The organism is Psychromonas hadalis ATCC BAA-638 (genome assembly GCF_000420245.1).
GTDB lineage: Bacteria > Pseudomonadota > Gammaproteobacteria > Enterobacterales > Psychromonadaceae > Psychromonas > Psychromonas hadalis.
Genome location: NZ_ATUO01000040.1, coordinates 1 through 20,472, shown reverse-complemented (window position 1 = coordinate 20,472; position 20,472 = coordinate 1). Strand labels below are relative to the sequence as shown.

The following is a 20,472-nucleotide window of genomic DNA, read 5'->3' as shown; positions in this document are numbered from 1 at the left end:
ATGAAACGCAATTCAAATAGAAAAAAAAGAGCGCAGCAAGCACAGCCACGGAAGGTATATCACTCTTTTTCACCGTGGCGTTTTTGGTTTGTCTCAATTACCGTCGCTGTTATTGCAATGTTACTGATCACTCGTCTTGCTTATATCCAAATTATTGAGCCTGATTATCTTACCAATGAGGCGGATAAACGCAGTTTACGAGTGACTAAATCGGTTACCCACCGTGGTAATATCTCTGATCGTAATGGTGAAGAGTTAGCCATTAGTGTGCCTGCTTATGCAATATGGGTTGACCCTAAAGCGGTTAAAAAAGCCTATGCGTTTACCGATGAAGAGTGGCAAGCGAGTGGCGTAGAAAGTAAACGCACAGGGAAAATAAGGTACAGTAAGAAAAAGTTTTTTGAATCGAAAAAATGGCCTGCATTAGCAGAAGTACTTGATATTAAATTTGAAAAGCTGGTGCAAATAGTTAAAAAACCCAAGGCTCGATTTGTGTACCTTAAACGCCAAGTGAATGTGCCGATTGTTGATTATATTAAGCAGTTAAAATTAGCGGGTATCGCCAACCAATTAGAGTCACACCGTTATTATCCAACGGGTGAAATTAATGCCAATATTATTGGCCTGACAGATCTGGACGCACAAGGTATTGAGGGAATAGAAAAAAGTTATAACCGTTTTTTACAAGGGCAAACAGGAAAAAAACGGGTACGTAAAGATAGGTTAGGTAATGTCATTGATGATATTGAAGTGTTAACCAAGAAAAAAGCGGCGGGTAATCTTCAGCTTAGTATTGATCAACGTATTCAAGCGGTTGCTTATAGTCAGCTAAAACGTGCTATTAAAATTCACAAAGCAACTTCTGGCTCGGTGGTGGTATTAGATGTGCATACGGGGGAAATCTATGCGATGGCAAACTATCCCTCTTTTAATCCTAATGATCGTAGCCAATATCAACCCTATAAGTTAAGAAACAGGGCGATTACTGATACTTTTGAGCCGGGATCAACGGTTAAACCTTTTGTCATTGCCAGTGCGCTTATTTATAAAAAAACCGATATTGATGAAGTGATCGACACTTCACCTGGTTGGATGTATTTAGGCGGACGGCGTGTTCGTGATGGCAGAAATCTCGGTAAAATTAATTTGGCAATGATCTTAAAAAAATCCAGCAATATTGGCGTCAGTAAACTTGCACTGCGTCTAAAACCTGGGCAGTTACAACAAACATTTGCAGATTTTGGTTTAGGTAATGATACCGGTATTGGCCTGATTGGTGAAAGTGTTGGACGTTTACCTCTGCGCCATCGTTGGTCAGATTTTGAATTGGCCACCATGTCATTTGGTTATGGTATTACCGCGACCACACTGCAAATTGCCAAAGCGTATGCTATTTTAGGCAGTGGTGGTAAGTCATATCCTATCACTATTTTAAAAACACCCAACCCTATTGAAGGCGAACAAGTTATTCCAAGAAATATCGCCTTACAAGTGGTGCATATGATGGAAGGCGTTAGTCAACAAGGGGGCACTGCGCGTAAAGCAAAAGTGCAAGGTTATCGCATTGCAGGCAAAACAGGTACCTCACGTAAAGCTGAAGCGGGTGGTTATGGTGATGATTATATTGCTATTTTTGCAGGACTTGCGCCTGCCAGCGATCCACGTTTCTCTATTGTGGTCATGATTAATGAGCCCCAAGGAGATAGGTATTATGCGGGTGATGTTGCAGCACCTGTATTTTCTGCTGTGATGCAAAGTGCGCTGTTATTAAGCCATGTTCGTCCTGATGATGAGCAAACACGTTATACTTTATTGGATCAACTCAACGATGCCCAATAAAATAACTCACCCACTAAAGGCATTGCTCTCACCCTGGTTAACATCGACTGAGTTTTCCTCTGCGCTTATCTCTGGTATGACGCTGGATAGCCGTCATGTGAAAAAAGGTGATCTGTTTGTTGCGCTACAGGGGGCTCTGTTAGACGGCCGTCTATTTATTGAAAAGGCGATCACTGCAGGGGCTTGCGTGGTTTTATCGGAAACGAAGCAAGCAGATAAACATGCTTTAATCAGCCATCAAAATGATGTGATGATTATTCATTTTTATCAGTTAAGTAAAATACTCAGTGAGCTAGCTTATCGTTTCTATTTTCCAGAGCAAGATTGCCATAAGGTTATTGCGATCACTGGCACTAATGGTAAAACAACTATTGCTAGTTTATTAGCCAATAGCTTAACGTTATTAAATCAAAAAAGTGCACAGATGGGCACCATTGGCAATGGCCTGTTTGGTGAGCTAAGTAGCAGTTTAAATACCACCCTTGATGCGCTTTCTATTTTTGCATGCCTCAATGATTATCAATGGCAGGGGGCAAAATATACGCTGATGGAGGTTTCTTCTCATGGGCTGATACAGGGACGAGTGAGTGCCTTACCTTTTCATAGCGCCATTTTTACTAATCTAAGTCGTGACCACCTCGATTATCATGGCACCATGCAAGCGTATGCTGATGCAAAAAAAATTCTGTTTGATGAGTTTCCTATTGAGCAACGTATTATTAATCTTGATGATAAAATAGGCGCTACTTGGCTTGCTGAGTATAGCGATGCGATCAGTTATAGCGCTAAGGGTAACAAAACCCCTTCGCACCGTTATCTTGCTGTGAGTGATGTGCATTATCAGGCAAAAGGGTTAACCTTTGAATTTAACTCTTCTTGGGGTGATGGAAAAATATCTGCCCCCTTTTATGGTGATTTTAATGTTGCTAATTTAGCTGCTGTTATTACCCAATTGCTTGTAGATGGTTTTTATATTACCGAGATTGAAAAAATCATTCCATTATTAGATCCCGTGGCAGGGCGCATGGAGCAATATAACTTTAGCGCTAAAAAGACTACCTTTGTGGTGGATTATGCACATACGCCCGATGCATTAGAAAAAGCACTTGTCGCACTTAAAAAACACACTAAAAGCGGTCGTTTAACCTGCGTTTTTGGTTGTGGCGGTGACAGAGATAAAGGAAAACGCCCTGAAATGGCAAAAGTAGCTGAAGCTTTTGCAGATAGGGTTATTTTAGTTGATGATAACCCTCGCACCGAGTCTGCTTCACAGATAATGAACGATATTTTGTTAGGCTTTAAACAACCTGAATTAGTTGATTGTATTCATGATAGAAAAGAAGCCATTGTTAAGCTGTTAAAACAGAGCCAAGATAATGATCTGATTTTAGTGGCGGGCAAAGGGCATGAAGATTACCAAATTATGGGTAATTTACGTATCGATTATAGTGATAGAGTCTTATTAGTCTCGTTACAACTGTTAGAAAACCAAAAGGCTAATTTATGATCCCATTGACCCTTGCTGAAATAGCACTGGCAATAGATGGCAAGTTGCTCAATAGTAATGCGTTAGAAAATACCATAGACCGTGTTTGTACTGATACCCGTCATATTCAACAAGGTTGTCTATTTTTGGCTTTGCAGGGCGAGCGCTTTGATGCGCATCAATTTATTGAAGAGGCGAGGCAATCAGGTGCAAAGGCACTTATTGTTCATCAACAACATCGTTCAATATTACCTTCCATTTTAGTAAAAGATACCCGTATCGCACTGGGTTTATTAGCCGCTTATGTTAAATCTAAAATAGCTCACCTAAAATGCGTCGCTATTACGGGTAGTAATGGTAAAACAACCACCAAAGAGATGCTAAGTGCTATTTTAAATTGTTTTAGTCGCGCTGAAAATTCAGTATTATCAACCGCGGGTAATTTTAATAATGATATTGGTGTACCACTGACCCTCTTGCGCTTAACAGAGCAGAGTCGTTTTGCGGTGCTGGAGTTGGGGGCAAATCATCAAGGTGAAATTGCTTATACGGCCAATTTGGTAAAAGCTAATGTTGCGCTTATCAACAATGTTATGCCTGCACACCTTGAGGGTTTCGGCTCGATTGAGGGGGTGGCTAAAACCAAAGGTGAAATTTGGTCAAGCCTAACAACCGAGGGCACGGGCATTGTTAATCTTGATGCAAAATTTGCAGACGATTATATTCAGCAGCTTCATAAACAGCAAAGCCACCTATTTACTTTCTCGCAAAGTGAGGTCACTGCCAACCTATTTGCGTCAAATATTCAATATGATGAATTAGGACGTGCAACCTTTAGTTTGAACTATCTACAACAAACCGAGTCTGTATCACTTAACCTTGCGGGCAAACATAATGTCAGTAATGCGCTGGCTGCCAGCGCAATGGCAATTGTGTTAGGTTGTGAATTAAGTATCATTAGCCAAGGTTTGAAAATACTTAAAGAAGTCGCTGGTCGGGTTAATAGTTGCCAAGTGAGTGACAAAATAACCGTGATTGATGATACCTATAATGCCAACTCTGCATCACTCAAGGCGGCGATTGATCTGCTCACACACTGTCGTGGTGAAAAAACCTTAATTTTTGCTGATATGGGCGAACTTGGAAAGTATGCAGAAGATGAACATCGTGGTGTTGGGCTTTATGCCGCAGAAAAAGGGATTGATAATCTCTTCACTGTGGGTCAACTGACGAAATTTACTCAGCAAACCTTCATGGGAAAAATAGAGAAGAAAACAGATAAACAAACAATGATGCATTTCAATGAAAAAGAGGGGCTAAAAGCCCATTTGAAAGTGTATTTACAACAGAATAAAAAAATGACCCTCTTAGTTAAAGGCTCTCGTGGCACTAAGATGGAAGAGATTGTTGCTTATATTAAGCAACCTATACAGTAATAGAATAGGATCACCCCATGATAGTTTGGTTAGCAGAGTTATTTTCAAGTCAGTTTACATTTCTTAATGTACTCACTTATCTGTCTGTGCGAATGGTGATGGCAGTATTAACTGCGTTAGCCTTCTCATTGTGGATAGGACCTAAACTGATTCGGTTTTTACAAAAAATGCAGATTGGTCAAGTGGTACGTGGTGATGGCCCCGAATCACATTTTAGTAAAGCGGGAACGCCAACAATGGGTGGGGTGATGATTCTTGCTGCTATCACGCTATCAACCCTGTTATGGGCGCGTTTAGATAATCACTATGTTTGGATTGTGCTTACGACGATGCTGGTATTTGGCGCAATTGGATTTATGGATGACTACCTAAAAGTCGTGCGTAAACACCCTGATGGTTTGATTGCCCGTTGGAAATATTTATGGCAATCAGTGGCCGCATTAGTATTGGCGATTGTGTTAATGTTAACTGCGTCAAGACCTGATGAGTTAACTTTTGTTGTGCCTTTCTTTAAAGAGTATATGCCCTATCTTGGTTGGTTATTTATCCCGTTAGTTTATTTTACCGTGGTCGGTAGCAGTAATGCGGTTAACTTAACTGATGGCTTAGATGGCCTCGCTATTATGCCAACGGTGATGGTGGCAGCCGCTTTTGCATTAATTGCATACCTGACCAGCCATGTTAATTATGCACAGTATTTGTATATTCCCTATATTCCACTTGCCAGTGAACTGGTGATTATTTGTGGCACCATTGTTGGTGCGGGTCTTGGTTTCTTATGGTTTAATACCTATCCTGCACAAATTTTCATGGGCGATGTTGGCTCACTGGCATTAGGTGCATTATTAGGCGTGATTGCTGTATTAGTACGTCAAGAGATCTTACTGGTTATTATGGGCGGGATTTTTGTGATTGAAACGCTCTCAGTTATTTTACAAGTCGGCTCTTATAAAATGCGTAAACAGCGTATTTTCCGCATGGCACCAATTCATCATCATTATGAGAAAAAAGGCTGGCCTGAGCCTCGTGTAATTGTACGTTTTTGGATCATTACTATTGTGATGGTGCTCATCGGTCTTGTTACTTTGAAAGTACGTTAATATGCAACAAGAAAAAGTCGCGGTATTAGGATTAGGGTTAACAGGGTTATCCACGGTTAATTTTCTGCTTGCAGAAGGGTATCTGGTGAGTGTCTTTGATACGCGTGAAGCACCGCCGGGAGAAGATAAACTCGCCTCGGGTGTCTGCTTAATAAAAGGCGCGTTTTGTGGAAAACGGCTCTGTGAATTTTCACTGATTATTTCAAGTCCGGGTATTGCACTGGCAACCGATGCTGTGCAGTTTGCTATCGAGTCTGGCAGTGAAGTCATTGGTGATATTGAGCTGTTTGCACGTAAATTGAAAACACCTGCTTACCAACATGCAAAATGTGTCACTATTACTGGCTCTAATGGTAAAAGTACCGTCACCAGTTTACTGGGGGAGATGGCGGTAGAGGCGGGTTGTAAAGTGGCAGTGGGCGGTAATATTGGTGTCCCTGCGTTAGACTTGCTCTGTCCTGACATTAAACTCTATATTTTAGAGCTTTCTAGCTTTCAACTTGAAACAACACGCTCGTTAAATGCTGATATCGCCACTATTTTAAATATCAGTGAAGATCACCTCGATAGATACCACTCTTATCAGCACTACATCGAGACCAAACAAACTATCTATCAGCAAGCGAAACTAGCGCTGTTTAATAGTGAAGACTCGCTTACTTTTGTTGCTGATAAAAACATGCCGACGCAAAGTTTTGGTTTTACAGATGCGCGCTATCATATTCAAAAAACGGCTAACAACGTATATTACCTGAGCAAAGGAAAGCAACACTTATTAGCGGTTACGCAGCTAAAACTCAGTGGTAAACATAACTGGTTAAACGCATTAGCGGCTCTTGCACTCGGTGAGGCGGTGGGGTTGAAAATGGCGTCGATGTTAAATACCCTGACGACTTACAGTGGCCTTGAGCATCGCTGTGAATTTGTTGCAGAATCAGCAGGTATACGTTGGATAAACGACTCGAAAGCAACCAATATTGGTGCGACACAAGCCGCGTTACGGGGATTATCCGCAATAATTAGTGGTGATGTACACCTTATATTAGGCGGGGAAGGCAAAGGCGCTGATTTTAATGAGCTACTTCCGGTGTTAACAGAGATTAAAGGTGGAATTTACTGCTTTGGTGCTGATGCAGCTAACATTAAAGCAGTTGTTGTTAATGCAAAAGTGGTTGATGATCTACCGATGGCGATAGCAGAGATTATCGAACAGGTTAATGAGGGCGATTTAGTTATCTTAAGCCCTGCTTGTGCGAGCCTTGATATGTACCCCAACTTTATGGCACGTGGCGATCATTTTAAACGTTTAATAAATCGTCTTGTTTTGGGTAATGATTAATGAGTATCTTGAGCAAGCTGTATGCGGTTATCTCTTTTGATGATAAAAACGCACCCTACGATAAACCCCTTTTTGTGACTGTCCTTGTTCTGATGGGGATCGGTTTGGTGATTGTTGCTTCTGCGTCGATTCCTGAGGGCATTGCACTTTCAGATGATCCTTTTCGATTTCTAAAACGGCAACTGCTGTATGTTTTTCTCTGTTTAGGTTTGATTGCGGGGTTGGTGAATATCCCCCTCTCTTTTTGGTATAAACGGCAACTTGTGATTTTAATATTGTCATTGGTGGCGCTACTTTCTCTGTTTGTGATTGGTACAGAAGTTAATGGATCTGTACGGTGGTTACGTTTTGGGGCGATTAATGTACAACCATCAGAATTTGCAAAAGTGGCTATTATACTCTTCTTAGCGAGTTATTTAGAGCGCCATCAAAAGGAGGTAATAGAGTCCTCTAAAGGGTTTATTAAACCTCTTTTTGTGTTATTTCTTTTTTCTTTTTTTCTGTTATTACAACCTGATCTCGGATCAACCGTGGTTATTGTGGTGATCATGATGGGCATGCTGTTTATTGCTAATGCCAAATTAATGAATTTCATTACTATTCTCATTACACTGCTTGCTGCGGTGGTTGCATTGACCGTGTATTCCCCGTATCGCATGGCACGTGTTACTGGTTTTTTAGATCCGTGGTCAGATCCTTTTGGGCGTAGCTACCAGTTAACACAATCATTAATGGCTTTTGGTCGAGGGGGGTGGTTTGGCCAAGGGTTAGGTAATTCAGTACAAAAATTGGAATATTTGCCTGAGGCACATACCGATTTTATTATGGCGATTCTTGCTGAGGAGCTTGGTTTCATCGGGGTAAGCATTGTTATTATTCTAGAGTTTGTACTGATTTATCGTGCATTCTCTATTGGTAAAAAGGCATTATCACTAAAAACACCTTTGGTTTTCTCCGGTTATATTGCCATTGGTATCGCTATCTGGTTTTTTTTTCAAACAGCGGTAAATATAGGGGCGGCTTCCGGCATTGCACCAACTAAAGGATTAACACTGCCTTTGGTGAGTTACGGTGGTTCGAGTCTTATCTCTATTGCGATTGCTGTCGCGTTGTTATTACGTATCGATTTTGAAACACGCATTGCAGCTTCTCCACTGCGTTTAAAAAAAAGTGCCTCTAAAAAACAAAAGAGTGAGAAAATAGAAAATGAGCGCTAAAAAAACATTAACCAATAAAACATTATTAGTGATGGCGGGTGGCACTGGTGGACATGTTTTTCCGGGGCTTGCTGTTGCTGACAATTTAAAAAAACAGGGCTGGCAGGTCAGTTGGCTAGGTACGGCTGATCGTATGGAAGCACAATTGGTACCTGAGCATGGTTATGAGATCGATTTTATCGACATCGCAGGGGTGCGTGGTAATGGTTTAAAGCGCTTGTTGATGGCACCGTTACGTATTATCAAATCGATACTACAAGCACGTCGTGTACTGAAAAAAAGAAAAGTGGATTTAGTGTTAGGCATGGGCGGTTTCGCAAGTGGGCCTGGTGGCATCGCCGCCTGGACATTAGGCATTCCTATTATTTTACATGAGCAAAATGCAGCTGCTGGGCTGACCAATCGACTCTTATCTCACTTTGCGAAAAAGGTGTTAATGGGGTTTTCGGGTGCTTTTGAGTGTGAAAAGGCTATTTTAGTGGGTAATCCTGTTCGGATCAGTGTGTTAACACTGCCTGAAAAAATTATCTCAGAGGCTCAATCACCCTTAAAAGTACTAGTGATTGGGGGGAGTTTAGGAGCTAAAGTATTAAATGATCTGTTGCCAGAGGTGGTCGCACAATTTCCAGTAAACAAGTTAACCGTTATCCATCAAACAGGAAAAGGACACTATCAGCAAGTTAAAAAAGCTTATCAACAATATGATTTACAGATAGGTGTGCAAGTTGATTTGCAAGCGTTTATTAGTGATATGGATAAAAGTTATGCATGGGCAGATGTGGTTATCTGTCGTGCGGGGGCGTTAACCGTTTCAGAGGTAGCTGTGGTTGGTTTACCTGCCATTTTTATCCCGTTGCCACATGCGGTAGACGATCACCAAACTAAAAATGCACAGGATTTAGTGAACAAAGAAGCTGCACTGTTAATCCCTCAAAAACAGTTAAACGTTAAAAAATTGAGTGATTATTTACACGCATTCAGCCAAAATAGGCAGTTACTTGTCGAGATGTCTAAAAACAGTAAAAAAGCAGCCATGATTGGCGCAACCGAGTCAGTTGCAACTATCTGTATAGAAACCGTTAACCCATAAAATATAAGTAATCAATTATTATGAAAAATATTAACCTAACACACATTCGTACCATGATCCCTGAGATGCGCCGTGTTAAACAGATCCACTTTGTGGGTATCGGTGGCGCAGGTATGGGCGGGATTGCAGAAGTGCTTGCTTATGAGGGGTATAAAATAACAGGCTCTGATATTGCAGAGAACCCTGTGGTAGAACGATTACGCTCATTAGGCGCTGAAATTTTTATCGGTCATCAACAAGAAAATATATATGGTGCGTCAGTGGTGGTCGTTTCCACTGCGATCAACCCTGAAAACCCTGAACTGTTAGCCGCTGAGCAAGCACGTATTCCCGTTGTTCGTCGTGCTGAGATGCTTGCTGAGTTGATGCGTTATCGCCACGGTGTTGCGGTTGCTGGCACACATGGGAAAACCACGACCACAAGTTTAATTGCCAGTATTTATGGGCAAGCAGGTTTAGATCCAACGTTTGTGATTGGCGGCTTATTAAATAGTGCAGGTACCAATGCAAAATTAGGTCAAAGCCGTTATTTAATCGCAGAAGCTGATGAGAGTGATGCCTCATTTTTACATCTGCAACCGATGATCTCTGTGGTGACCAATATTGAAGCAGATCATATGGAGACTTATCAAGGTAGCTTCGAGATATTAAAAGATACATTTGTGCAGTTTATTCAAAACTTACCTTTTTATGGGACTGCTGTTGTTTGCTTAGATGATGCCGTTATTGAAGAACTCATTCCTCGTTTTGCAAGGCAGTGTGTGACTTATGGTTTTCACGAAAAAGCGGATATTCGCATCTCACAATTTAAACAATCGAAGAGCCGTTGTGAATTTCTTGTCCATCGTGTCAACAAAGCGGATATGAAAATTAAGCTAAATCTGCCCGGTAAACATAATGCATTAAATGCAGCAGCCGCTATTGCCGTGGCAATGGAAGATGAAGTCAGTGATGAAGCGATTATTGAGGCACTTTCTGAATTTGAGGGTATTGGTCGCCGTTTTGAGCAATATGGTGAATTTGAAACAGGTAACGGTAAAGTGATGTTGGTTGATGATTACGGTCATCACCCAACAGAGGTACAAGCAACCATTGATGCTGTGCGTGCAGGTTGGCCTGAAAAACGTTTAGTGATGGCGTATCAGCCCCATCGTTATACACGTACACGTGATCTTTATGAAGATTTTGCGCATGTTTTAGCACAGGTTGACCAATTGTTACTGTTAGATGTTTATTCAGCAGGTGAAACGCCTATTGCTGGTGCCGATAGTCGCTCTTTATGTCGCACTATCCGTCAGCATAGTGGCAAAGAGCCTATTTTTGTTGCGTCTCCTGAGGCACTCCCTGCGATGCTTGCACAGGTCATTGGTGAAGGTGATCTGGTGTTAACACAAGGCGCGGGTAATATTGGCGCAGTGGTAAAAACCTTAGCAGAGTTAAAGCTTGATATCGAAAAAATGAAACAGGTAGGTCAATCATAATGCAAGTTGATTTTGGTAAAGTGGCGGTTTTGTTGGGTGGATTTAGTGCTGAGCGTGAGGTGTCTTTGGCATCGGGTAACGCGGTATTAAAGGCACTCGTCTCACAGGGTATTAATGCAATTGCAGTCGATCCTAAAATTGATGATATTAGTCAGCTTAAAAAGCAGGGATTTGATCGAGCTTTTATTGCTTTACACGGTCGTGGTGGTGAAGATGGCGTGATCCAAGGTTTCCTTACGACACTGGGTATACCTTTTACAGGTTGTGATGTTTTAAGCTCTGCTATCGCGATGGATAAATCAAAAACCAAGCAAATCTGGCAGAGTTATCAGCTTCCCACTGCAAATTATCAAATCATCCTCAAAGAAAGCTTTGATGAAACGCAGTGTGCCACTATACTAGCGCGCTTATCTGGTACTGTGATGGTAAAGCCTGTTAATGAAGGATCAAGCATTGGTATGGCAAAAGTCAGCAATGTCGTACAGTTAATCGATGCATTGCACGAAGCGTTTAAATTTGATAATAAAGTTATGTTAGAGTCATGGATAACAGGGCAAGATTTTACCGTTGCCATGCTTAATGGTGAAACGTTACCTGCTATTCGTATGCAGACCAGCAATGAGTTTTATGATTATCAAGCAAAATATCAATCCACTGACACGTTATATTTTTGTCCTTGTGGATTAGAAGAGAAAAAATTAGCAGAATTAAATAAGATTGCCACTGAAGCCTTTAGCGCTATCGGTTGTAGTGGTTGGGGAAGAGTTGATTTCATGTTGGATGAACAGGGTAATTGGAAACTGCTTGAGGTAAATACCGTACCGGGTATGACACCCACTAGTTTAGTGCCCAAAGCCGCCAAACAAGCGGGTTATAGTTTTGAGCAACTGGTCTTTGCCATTCTCAAGCAAACTCTATAAGTTAATCGTAATGTGGAAAAAACTTAAACAGATAACGTTAGCAAAATGGATAAGTATATTTTTCTTTATTGCACTACTTTATCTGTTGCAATGGAGTTACTTTAATTTAAAAAATTGGTTAACAGACCAAAAGTCGGTGCCGCTAAATGCGCTGATTTTAACCGGTAATGATACCCATATTACTTTTGAAAAAGTACGTGCGGTGTTAATCAGACAGGAAGATAGGCTTAACTTCTTCACTGTTGAAATTGCTCAAATACAAAAAGAGCTAGAGGAAATGCCTTGGGTTTATTCTGTTTCAATTCGTAAACGTTGGCCAGAAACCCTAAAAATTCATGTGGTTGAGCAATCAATTGTCGCAATTTGGAATGATAATGCGTTGTTAAATCGTTTTGGTGAAATCGTGAATGCGCCACCTGATTCGACAATGCAACAGTATGTAGCATTGTATGGTAATGACGAGCAAGCAAATGACGTATTAACCACTTATATGAAGTTACATCAATTGTTAAAAGTGGGTAAATTTGGCATCACGTCATTAAGCAGTGATCAACGTCAATCCACCTCATTAACCTTAGATAATGGTATTTTATTACGTTTAGGTAAAGAGCAGAAGTTGGATAGGATCCAGCAGTTCTTAACTGTCTATCCCTTAATAGATAAAAAATATGATATGAATAAGATCGACTATATCGATTTACGCTATGATACAGGCTTTGCGATAGGTTGGAAAAACGATAATTAGTCAATTAATTAATATGGTTTAAGGTATAACAAGCGTATGGAAAGTAATTACACCGTTGGTTTAGATATTGGTAGCCATAAAATTGTTGTTTTAATTGGTGAGCAGTTAGCTGATGAGCAGATTAATATTGTTGGTATAGGTGAAGCCTCTTCAAAAGGGGTTGATAAAGGTGCGGTTACTGATTTAGACACAGTGGTTATTGCGATTAAAAAAGCATTAAAACGCGCAGAAGAGATGGCAGATTGCCAAGTATCTTCTGTGAGTTTATCTATTTCAGGCTCACATATCGAATCGTTAAATGAATCGGGTACATGGGCGATACATGCTGATGAAGTAAGTGCATTTGATATCGAAAGTGTGATTCATAATGCCTGTTCTATTAAATTGCGTGATGACCAACGTTTATTGCATGTGATACCACAGCAGTATTCGATTGACTCTCAAAGTGGCATCAACAACCCACTCGGTCTATCTGGCGTTAAGTTAAAAGCAGATGTGCATTTGATAACCTGCCACAACGATCTAGTGAAAAATTTAGAAAAAGCGGTTGAACGCTGTAATTTAAATGTTGATCAACTGACCTTCTCTGGCGTGGCATCAAGTACCGCCATATTAAGTGACGATGAGAAAGAGCTCGGTGTTTGCATGGTTGATATAGGGGGAGGTACAATGGATATCTCTGTCTATTTAGCAGGCGCATTACGTCATAGCAGTGTATTAGATTATGCGGGAAACTCAGTCACTAATGATATTGCGATTGCATTTAGTGCGCCACCTGCCTCTGCTGAAGAGGTTAAAATTAAGTATGGCAGTTTATCGCGCGACAATATTCGCTCAGATGAGATGATTGAACTACCCAGCGTTGGTGGTCGAGCAAGTCGCTCATTAGAGCGCCATACCCTAGTGGACGTGATTGAGCCTCGTTACAGTGAGTTATTGGGACTCGTTAAAAAAGAGTTATATAAGCTAGGTTGTGCTTTTGATGCGGATGGATTGAAGCAACAGCTGGCAGCAGGTATAGTGATAACGGGCGGAGGCGCACAAATTAGTGGATTGGTTGAAGTCGCAGAGCAAGTTTTTGATAATATACAAGTACGTATTGGTATACCACGAAATGTACAAGGGTTGGCGAATGATATTGCCTCCCCTGCTTATTCAACAGCATTAGGGCTGTTGCGCTATAAAAATGATGAATATAGCGAAGGCCAGGAAGAGCCAGAAGAAAATCGTTTTAGCCAATTTTTAAGTAAAGTTAAAAGTTGGATAAAAAAAGAATATTAGTGGGTATGGCGTTATCTTAGATACCGATGGAGGCATTTTATGTCTGAAGATTTAAACAAAGTGGAAAAACAGCAAATGTTTGAAATAGTTGATGAAGAGCATGTACAACAAGCCGTAATTAAAGTCGTTGGTGTGGGTGGTGGTGGCGGTAATGCTGTCAACCATATGATCGACCAAGGGTTGCAAGGCGCCGAATTTATTGTGATGAATACCGATGCGCAAGCATTGCGTAAGTCAAAAGCAAGTATTCGTCTGCAGCTTGGCGTGTCAATTACTAATGGTCTGGGTGCTGGGGCGAACCCGGAGGTGGGTTATAAATCCGCACTTGAAGATAAAGAAACCATTCGTGAATTGCTTGAAGGAGCTGATGTTGTGTTTATCGCCGCGGGCATGGGCGGTGGTACGGGTACGGGTGCTTCACCCGTTGTGGCTGAAGTGGCTAAAGAACTTGGCGCATTAACTATTGGTGTGGTTTCAAAACCTTCATTTTTTGAGGGCAAAAAGCGTATCAATTATGCAAACCAAGGTATTTTACGCTTATCAGAGCATATTGACTCTCTGCTTATTATACCTAATGACAAATTGCAAAAATCACTGCCTAAAGGGGTTACTTTCCTTGGCGCATTAGAGGCCGCTAATGGCGTGTTATACGATGCTGTTTCTGGGTTCTCTGCCATTATTAATAATGAAGAGAGTACCATTAACATCGATTTCGCAGATGTACGCACGGTCATGACTGAAGCGGGTACAACGGCTGTAATGGGGATTGGCATCGCATCAGGTGAAGAGCGTGCAGAGGATGCTGTAGAGCAAGCTATTTCATGCCCACTACTTGAAGATGTTGATCTTTCTAATGCACGTGGTGTATTAGTACATATTGTTGCAGGCATGGATTTTGCGTGGGATGAATATGAAACAGTGGGTGATGCGTTGCGTGAATTTGCATCTGAAGACTCACAGATCATTATTGGTGTCACGGTTGATCCAACCATTGACAGTGGCGAGTTACATGTCACTGTCATTGTGACCGGTCTGGGTGAACGCCTATCAGATTTAACGGTCGTAAAGAATCCAACACTTAAAACAGAAGCTGAAATGAGTTCTGATATTGTTGCAGAAGCGAACACAGAAACAGTGCTTGCAGAGACTGCTGTTGAAGATAAAAAACCAGCGGTGGCTAAAGCGGAAGGCAGTTATTTAGATATCCCTGCTTTCTTACGTAAACAAGCAGATTAGTAACAATTTGTAACATCGATGCTCATTGCAATGACTTGTTTGTGATGTGCATCACAAACTGTTATTGTGTTACAATGATAGATATAGCAAGTACGAAGGGGCTACGATGATAAAACAAAGAACATTAAAACAAAGTGTTAAGTCAACTGGTATTGGTTTGCATTCAGGAAATAAAGTAACTATTGAGTTGCATCCTGCACCTGCAAATGCAGGCATTGTTTACCGTCGTATTGATCTTGACCCAGTGGTGAGCTTTAAAGCGCATGCTCAAGCGGTACAAGAGACCCTATTGTGTACTTGTCTTGTTAATGATGAAGGTCAAAAAATATCGACCGTTGAACATCTTTCAGCTGCACTTGCAGGTCTTGGTATTGATAATATTATTATTGATGTTGATGCGCCTGAAATTCCAATTATGGATGGCAGTGCAAGTCCATTTATCTTCCTATTACAGTCTGCTGGTATTGAAGAACTTAATGCGCCAAAAAAGTTTATTCGCGTTAAAAAGACTGTTCGTGTTGAAGATAAAAAAGAGGGCAAGTTTGCTGAGTTACAACCATCAAATAACGGTTTTAGTTTAGATTTTAAAATTGATTTCGACCACCCTGTTTTTGAAGGGCAAAATCAACACATTGAGATGCAATTCTCAGGCGATCTGTTTGTAAAAGAGATTAGCCGTGCGAGAACCTTTGGTTTCATGAGTGATGTCGAGCAGTTACAAGCGAATAACCTTGCGTTAGGCGCTAGCCTAGATAACGCCATTGGTTTAGATGAGTTTCGGGTATTAAACCCAGATGGCTTACGCTATGAAGATGAATTTGTAAAACATAAAGTATTAGATGCAATTGGTGACTTATATCTTTCCGGTTACACCATTTTAGGACATCTAAAAGCGTTTAAAACAGGTCATGCACTGAATAATAAATTATTGTGCGCGTTACTTGCGGATGAAGATGCGTGGGAAATGGTCACATTTGAAGAGCCTGTCAGTGAATCTCCTGTACAATATATTGAGCCTGTATTCGCATTCTAAATGAGAGCGGAATTTATTTCGTTATGAAACCTAAAAAGGCAATTTTAAAAAATCCTGTTATATAACAGGATTTTTTTTAGCCTTTTTTTGAGTATTCTGCTAAAGATTGTAATGCTTTTTTAAGTTCAGGATCTGCCTCTTCTGCCAGTGCTAAAAATGACTCAGCAACATCCGTTGGCATTTTACTCGCGCGAATTTTCTTACGGGTTTTTGTGGTTCTAATGTTTTTTTTATTGACGGATAAATGCGGATTTACCTTAATATTGATTTTTAGTAAACCAGGGGAAGCTTGTCGTAAATGACTAAGTAGATCATTGCGCATAAATTGCAAGCGCATCATCCAATTAGCGTTAGGGATTTCTATAAGCAAGCTCCCATTTTTTAAATTTCCTACCCTACAACCCTTGATATTATGTTGTTTCAAAAAACTTTGTAGTAAACTATCAAGCTTCGTGAATAGAGGAAGATCATAGAGCGAACTGCTTTTTTTAAGCAGTTGACTGATTGGTTTAGGCTGTCGGCTTCTATTCATTTATATTTTCAATAGTGAATTCATATTATGAGTATAACGGTAATCTATTCAAGAGAGGAAACAGATCATACTTTTTCCTTCACAAAAAACAGGTTTCTGCTTATTCCTCTGCTGTTTATCATCCTGTTTGCTGCTAGCACTTGGTTTATTCAATCACATTACAAAAATCAACTGGCATTATTTAAAATAACAGCGCTTAATGAGCACGATATTAGTAAAGATAAATACCTACAACTGATCAAAACCCAGAGTGATGAAAAACTCATTATTTTAAGTGAAAAAGTGGGGAAGTTAGAAGCAACCATTGGTCGTTTAAATATGTTGGGTGAACGTTTAATTGAAAAATCAAAATTGCCAAAAGAGGAGTTTGATTTTGATATACCTCTGATCGACGGAAAAATAGAAAAGGGTGCAGAAAGTGATCGTTTTCAATCTTTACTGCTATTAAATCGCATTGAAAACATGGATCTAACGCTAATAAAAAAAGAAAAACAACTCAAGCGCCTTGAAATTGCCCTTAACAATCGCCATCTGTCTGATGAGTTATTTATATCCGGTCGACCAGTAAGAGGTAAAGGATCTTGGATCTCCTCACTGTATGGAACCCGCAAAGACCCATTTTCAGGAAAGATGAGACGTCATAAGGGGGTTGATATTGCAGGCCCTACGGGAATGCCTCTTATTGCTACTGCTGCTGGTGTGGTCACTGAATCAGGAAAAAGAGGTGGTTACGGTTTAATGGTGGAGTTACACCATGGTAATGGTTTAGTGACACGTTATGCACATGCGCTGGAGCTAACCGTTCGTGTCGGAGACGTTGTCAGTAAAGGGCAACAGGTTGCCGTAATGGGGAGCACAGGGCGCTCGACTGGGCCACATATTCACTATGAAGTATTAAAAAATGGTCGTCAGGTCGATCCTGATTATTATATTCACCGCATCGCGGGATAAAACTGAACAATCAACAAAAAATGTAACGACTTAGCACCTGTTAATATTTTAGGTGTTTTATATAAAATAGCCTTAAATGGCAACGATGAATAGTTGCAAAAGAATTTAATTTTAAAACAATGAGAAAAATAAAATGATCACACAGCTAATAACAAAAATAATAGGCAGTCGCAATGACCGTTACTTAAAAAAACTGCGTAAAATTGTTGATGAAATCAACAAGTTAGAGCCACAGATGGAGGCACTATCAGATGTGGAGTTAAAAGCGAAAACGGCTGAATTTAAGCAGCGTGTAGAGTCTGGCGAAAGTTTAGATACACTTTTAGTTGAAGCATTTGCGGTGGTGCGTAGTGCCTCGATACGTGTTTTTGGTATGCGTCATTTTGATGTGCAGCTGATTGGTGGCATTATCTTAAATGAAAATAAAATTGCAGAGATGCGTACTGGTGAAGGTAAAACATTAACCGCAACACTGCCCGCTTATCTTAATGCATTAACGGGTAAAGGTGTGCATGTCATTACCGTCAATGATTACCTTGCAAAACGTGATGCGCAGTGGAATGCAAAACTGTTTGAATTTTTAGGATTAACGGTGGGTATCAATCTTTCTGGAATGCAGGGCGAAGAAAAACGTGAAGCGTATGCCGCTGATATTACCTACGGTACCAATAACGAGTTTGGTTTTGATTATCTACGTGACAATATGGCGTTTGAAGCTTCGCAACGAGTAATGAAACCATTACATTATGCAATCATTGATGAAGTTGATTCAATCTTGATTGATGAAGCACGTACACCACTGATTATTTCTGGCCCTACCGACGGTGATGCTACCCTTTACAATGAGTTAAACACGGTTATTCCGATGTTAACCTTGCAAGATAAAGAAGATACGGAAGAATATATCGGTGATGGTGATTACACGATTGATGAAAAGAGCAAACAGGTGCTATTAACAGAGCGTGGTCAAGAGAAAGTAGAGAAAATTTTACAAGATCGTGGTCTGTTAGCAGAAGATCAATCGCTCTATTCTGCATCAAGCATTAGTTTACTACACCACGCCAATGCGGCGCTACGTGCACATACCCTGTTTGAAAAAGATGTTGAATACATTGTCACCGATCAAGGTGAAGTGGTTATCGTTGATGAGCACACGGGTCGTACTATGCCTGGTCGTCGTTGGTCGGAAGGTTTGCATCAAGCGGTTGAAGCGAAAGAGGGTGTTGAGATTCAAAATGAAAATCAAACGCTTGCATCAATCACCTTTCAAAATTTCTTCCGTTTATATGATAAATTAGCGGGTATGACCGGTACGGCAGATACGGAAGCCTTTGAGTTTCAATCTATCTATGGCTTAGAAACCATTGTTATCCCAACCAACAAACCGATGGTGCGTTTAGATGGGGGTGACTTAGTTTACCTGACTGAAGTTGAAAAGTATCAAGCGATTGTCGTTGATATCAAAGCACGTTTAGCGCGTCGTCAGCCAGTGTTAATTGGTACTGTTTCTATCGAAAACTCAGAGATTCTATCATTGCAGATGGAAAAAGCGGGTATTAAACACAGTGTATTAAATGCAAAACACCACGAAAAAGAAGCGGATATTATCGCCCAAGCGGGCGCATTAGGATCGGTAACTATTGCCACCAATATGGCGGGTCGTGGTACCGATATTGTATTAGGTGGTCACTTACAAGCGCGTCTTGATAAGTTAGGTAAGCTCTCTGAGGCTGAAATTGAAGCAGAAACACTGATTTGGAAAGCGGATCACAAAATGGTGTTAGAGGCAGGTGGTTTATATATCATCGGCACAGAGCGCCATGAATCACGTCGTATCGATAACCAGTTACGTGGTCGTGCTGGTCGTCAAGGCGATGCGGGCGAGAGTCGTTTCTACCTGTCAATGGAAGATTCCTTGATGCGTATTTTTGCATCTGAAAAAGTGTCTAACATGATGAAAAAATTAGGCATGGAAGATGGTGAAGCGATTGAGCATCCTTGGGTGACGCGTGCTATTGAAAATGCACAACGTAAAGTGGAAGGTCGTAACTTTGACATGCGTAAATCACTGCTTGATTTTGATGATGTTGCTAATGACCAACGTAAAGTGGTTTATCAGCAGCGTAATGGCGTGATGGATAGTGAAGAGATAACAGAAACAATTAATGATATCTGGGATGATGTATTCAACGATTGTGTTAACCAATATGTACCACAGAATTCACTCACTGAGCAGTGGGACTTAGAAGGGCTTGAGCGTAAACTAAAAACTGATTTTTTAGTGGAACTACCTGTTCAGCAATGGTTAGTTGATGATGCCAACTTACAGGAAGAGACCATTCGTGAGAATATTTTAAGCCATGCAAAAGAAGTTTATGTGGCGAAAAAAGAGCAAGTGGGTCAGGAGATCATTGCAGGTTTTGAAAAGTCTGTGATGTTACAAACCATTGATACCTTGTGGAAAGAGCATTTAGCGTCAATGGACCATCTACGCCAAGGTATTCACTTACGTGGTTACGCACAGAAAGATCCAAAGCAAGAATATAAACGTGAATCGCTTGAAATGTTTATCGAAATGTTAGATAACTTAAAACATGATGTGGTGACCATTCTCTCTAAAGTACAAGTACAAAGCAAAGAGGAAGTGGAAGCCATTGCAGAGCAACGCCGTATTGCTGAAGCAAAAGCAAAACGTGAGATGTTACATGCAGGAGCTTCAAATGGTGAGCAAACTGCTGATGATAAAAGCGTGGCAGATCCTTTTGTACGTGGAGCGCGTAAAGTAG

General features: G+C 40.7%; 16 protein-coding genes. 15 read left to right on the top strand and 1 reads right to left on the bottom strand.

The window, feature by feature from the left end:
* The 13 genes from G322_RS0106990 to lpxC all read left to right on the top strand — a co-directional run bounded on the left by G322_RS0106990 (position 1) and on the right by lpxC (position 16,203).
* Positions 1-1,839: a peptidoglycan D,D-transpeptidase FtsI family protein gene (locus tag G322_RS0106990; protein WP_022941092.1), complete on the top strand. Its 1,839-nt coding sequence runs from the start codon at positions 1-3 to the stop codon at positions 1,837-1,839.
* Positions 1,829-3,346, top strand: coding sequence for a UDP-N-acetylmuramoyl-L-alanyl-D-glutamate--2,6-diaminopimelate ligase (murE, locus tag G322_RS0106985; RefSeq protein WP_022941091.1), 1,518 nt, complete (start codon positions 1,829-1,831; stop codon positions 3,344-3,346). Before G322_RS0106990 ends, murE begins: the two co-directional genes overlap by 11 nt.
* Entirely contained in the window at positions 3,343-4,761 is a 1,419-nt protein-coding gene (locus G322_RS0106980; RefSeq protein WP_022941090.1) for a UDP-N-acetylmuramoyl-tripeptide--D-alanyl-D-alanine ligase, read from the top strand. The genes murE and G322_RS0106980 overlap by 4 nt, the downstream gene beginning before the upstream one ends.
* Before the next feature lie 17 nt (positions 4,762-4,778).
* On the top strand, positions 4,779-5,861 hold the full coding sequence (mraY, locus tag G322_RS0106975) for a phospho-N-acetylmuramoyl-pentapeptide-transferase (RefSeq protein WP_022941089.1): 1,083 nt from the start codon (positions 4,779-4,781) through the stop codon (positions 5,859-5,861).
* A 1-nt stretch (position 5,862) separates the two neighbouring features.
* Positions 5,863-7,200 (top strand): UDP-N-acetylmuramoyl-L-alanine--D-glutamate ligase, encoded by a 1,338-nt coding sequence (gene murD / locus G322_RS0106970; RefSeq protein ID WP_022941088.1) that lies wholly within the window; start codon positions 5,863-5,865, stop codon positions 7,198-7,200.
* The gene (gene ftsW, locus G322_RS0106965) at positions 7,200-8,417 is read left to right on the top strand and encodes a putative lipid II flippase FtsW (protein WP_022941087.1); all 1,218 of its coding nucleotides are present in this window, start codon (positions 7,200-7,202) and stop codon (positions 8,415-8,417) included. The genes murD and ftsW overlap by 1 nt, the downstream gene beginning before the upstream one ends.
* Positions 8,407-9,507 carry an undecaprenyldiphospho-muramoylpentapeptide beta-N-acetylglucosaminyltransferase gene (murG, locus tag G322_RS0106960; RefSeq protein ID WP_022941086.1) on the top strand — a complete coding sequence of 367 codons (1,101 nt, stop codon included), beginning with the start codon at positions 8,407-8,409 and terminating at the stop codon, positions 9,505-9,507. The genes ftsW and murG overlap by 11 nt, the downstream gene beginning before the upstream one ends.
* Before the next feature lie 20 nt (positions 9,508-9,527).
* On the top strand, positions 9,528-10,988 hold the full coding sequence (murC, locus tag G322_RS0106955; RefSeq protein WP_022941085.1) for a UDP-N-acetylmuramate--L-alanine ligase: 1,461 nt from the start codon (positions 9,528-9,530) through the stop codon (positions 10,986-10,988).
* Positions 10,988-11,908, top strand: coding sequence for a D-alanine--D-alanine ligase (locus G322_RS0106950; protein ID WP_022941084.1), 921 nt, complete (start codon positions 10,988-10,990; stop codon positions 11,906-11,908). The genes murC and G322_RS0106950 overlap by 1 nt, the downstream gene beginning before the upstream one ends.
* A gap of 10 nt (positions 11,909-11,918) precedes the next feature.
* A complete protein-coding gene (locus G322_RS0106945; protein ID WP_022941083.1) occupies positions 11,919-12,653 on the top strand; it encodes a cell division protein FtsQ/DivIB in 735 nt (244 codons plus the stop codon).
* Positions 12,654-12,689: 36 nt separating this feature from the next.
* Positions 12,690-13,934, top strand: coding sequence for a cell division protein FtsA (gene ftsA / locus G322_RS0106940; protein ID WP_022941082.1), 1,245 nt, complete (start codon positions 12,690-12,692; stop codon positions 13,932-13,934).
* 39 nt (positions 13,935-13,973) lie between these two features.
* Positions 13,974-15,170 carry a cell division protein FtsZ gene (gene ftsZ / locus G322_RS0106935; RefSeq protein ID WP_022941081.1) on the top strand — a complete coding sequence of 399 codons (1,197 nt, stop codon included), beginning with the start codon at positions 13,974-13,976 and terminating at the stop codon, positions 15,168-15,170.
* A 106-nt stretch (positions 15,171-15,276) separates the two neighbouring features.
* Positions 15,277-16,203 (top strand): UDP-3-O-acyl-N-acetylglucosamine deacetylase, encoded by a 927-nt coding sequence (gene lpxC / locus G322_RS0106930; RefSeq protein WP_022941080.1) that lies wholly within the window; start codon positions 15,277-15,279, stop codon positions 16,201-16,203.
* Between the two features lie 76 nt (positions 16,204-16,279).
* On the opposite strand, the gene G322_RS24525 is transcribed toward lpxC, so the two are convergent.
* On the bottom strand, positions 16,280-16,735 hold the full coding sequence (locus G322_RS24525) for a DUF721 domain-containing protein (RefSeq protein ID WP_022941079.1): 456 nt from the start codon (positions 16,733-16,735) through the stop codon (positions 16,280-16,282).
* A gap of 27 nt (positions 16,736-16,762) precedes the next feature.
* On the opposite strand from G322_RS24525, the gene G322_RS0106920 reads away from it, so the two are divergent.
* The gene (locus tag G322_RS0106920; RefSeq protein ID WP_022941078.1) at positions 16,763-17,686 is read left to right on the top strand and encodes a M23 family metallopeptidase; all 924 of its coding nucleotides are present in this window, start codon (positions 16,763-16,765) and stop codon (positions 17,684-17,686) included.
* A 133-nt stretch (positions 17,687-17,819) separates the two neighbouring features.
* The coding region (gene secA / locus G322_RS0106915; protein WP_022941077.1) for a preprotein translocase subunit SecA at positions 17,820-20,472 on the top strand (2,653 nt) is incomplete at its 3' end.

Coding starts and splice junctions, on each gene's coding strand:
- ftsZ (WP_022941081.1), top strand. CDS start 13,974: ATGTCTGAAGATTTAAACAAAGTGGAAAAACAGCAAATGTTTGAAATA.
- murD (WP_022941088.1), top strand. CDS start 5,863: ATGCAACAAGAAAAAGTCGCGGTATTAGGATTAGGGTTAACAGGGTTA.
- G322_RS0106950 (WP_022941084.1), top strand. CDS start 10,988: ATGCAAGTTGATTTTGGTAAAGTGGCGGTTTTGTTGGGTGGATTTAGT.
- ftsW (WP_022941087.1), top strand. CDS start 7,200: ATGAGTATCTTGAGCAAGCTGTATGCGGTTATCTCTTTTGATGATAAA.
- ftsA (WP_022941082.1), top strand. CDS start 12,690: ATGGAAAGTAATTACACCGTTGGTTTAGATATTGGTAGCCATAAAATT.
- G322_RS24525 (WP_022941079.1), bottom strand. CDS start 16,735: ATGAATAGAAGCCGACAGCCTAAACCAATCAGTCAACTGCTTAAAAAA.
- mraY (WP_022941089.1), top strand. CDS start 4,779: ATGATAGTTTGGTTAGCAGAGTTATTTTCAAGTCAGTTTACATTTCTT.
- murC (WP_022941085.1), top strand. CDS start 9,528: ATGAAAAATATTAACCTAACACACATTCGTACCATGATCCCTGAGATG.
- murE (WP_022941091.1), top strand. CDS start 1,829: ATGCCCAATAAAATAACTCACCCACTAAAGGCATTGCTCTCACCCTGG.
- G322_RS0106920 (WP_022941078.1), top strand. CDS start 16,763: ATGAGTATAACGGTAATCTATTCAAGAGAGGAAACAGATCATACTTTT.
- murG (WP_022941086.1), top strand. CDS start 8,407: ATGAGCGCTAAAAAAACATTAACCAATAAAACATTATTAGTGATGGCG.
- G322_RS0106990 (WP_022941092.1), top strand. CDS start 1: ATGAAACGCAATTCAAATAGAAAAAAAAGAGCGCAGCAAGCACAGCCA.
- G322_RS0106980 (WP_022941090.1), top strand. CDS start 3,343: ATGATCCCATTGACCCTTGCTGAAATAGCACTGGCAATAGATGGCAAG.
- lpxC (WP_022941080.1), top strand. CDS start 15,277: ATGATAAAACAAAGAACATTAAAACAAAGTGTTAAGTCAACTGGTATT.
- G322_RS0106945 (WP_022941083.1), top strand. CDS start 11,919: ATGTGGAAAAAACTTAAACAGATAACGTTAGCAAAATGGATAAGTATA.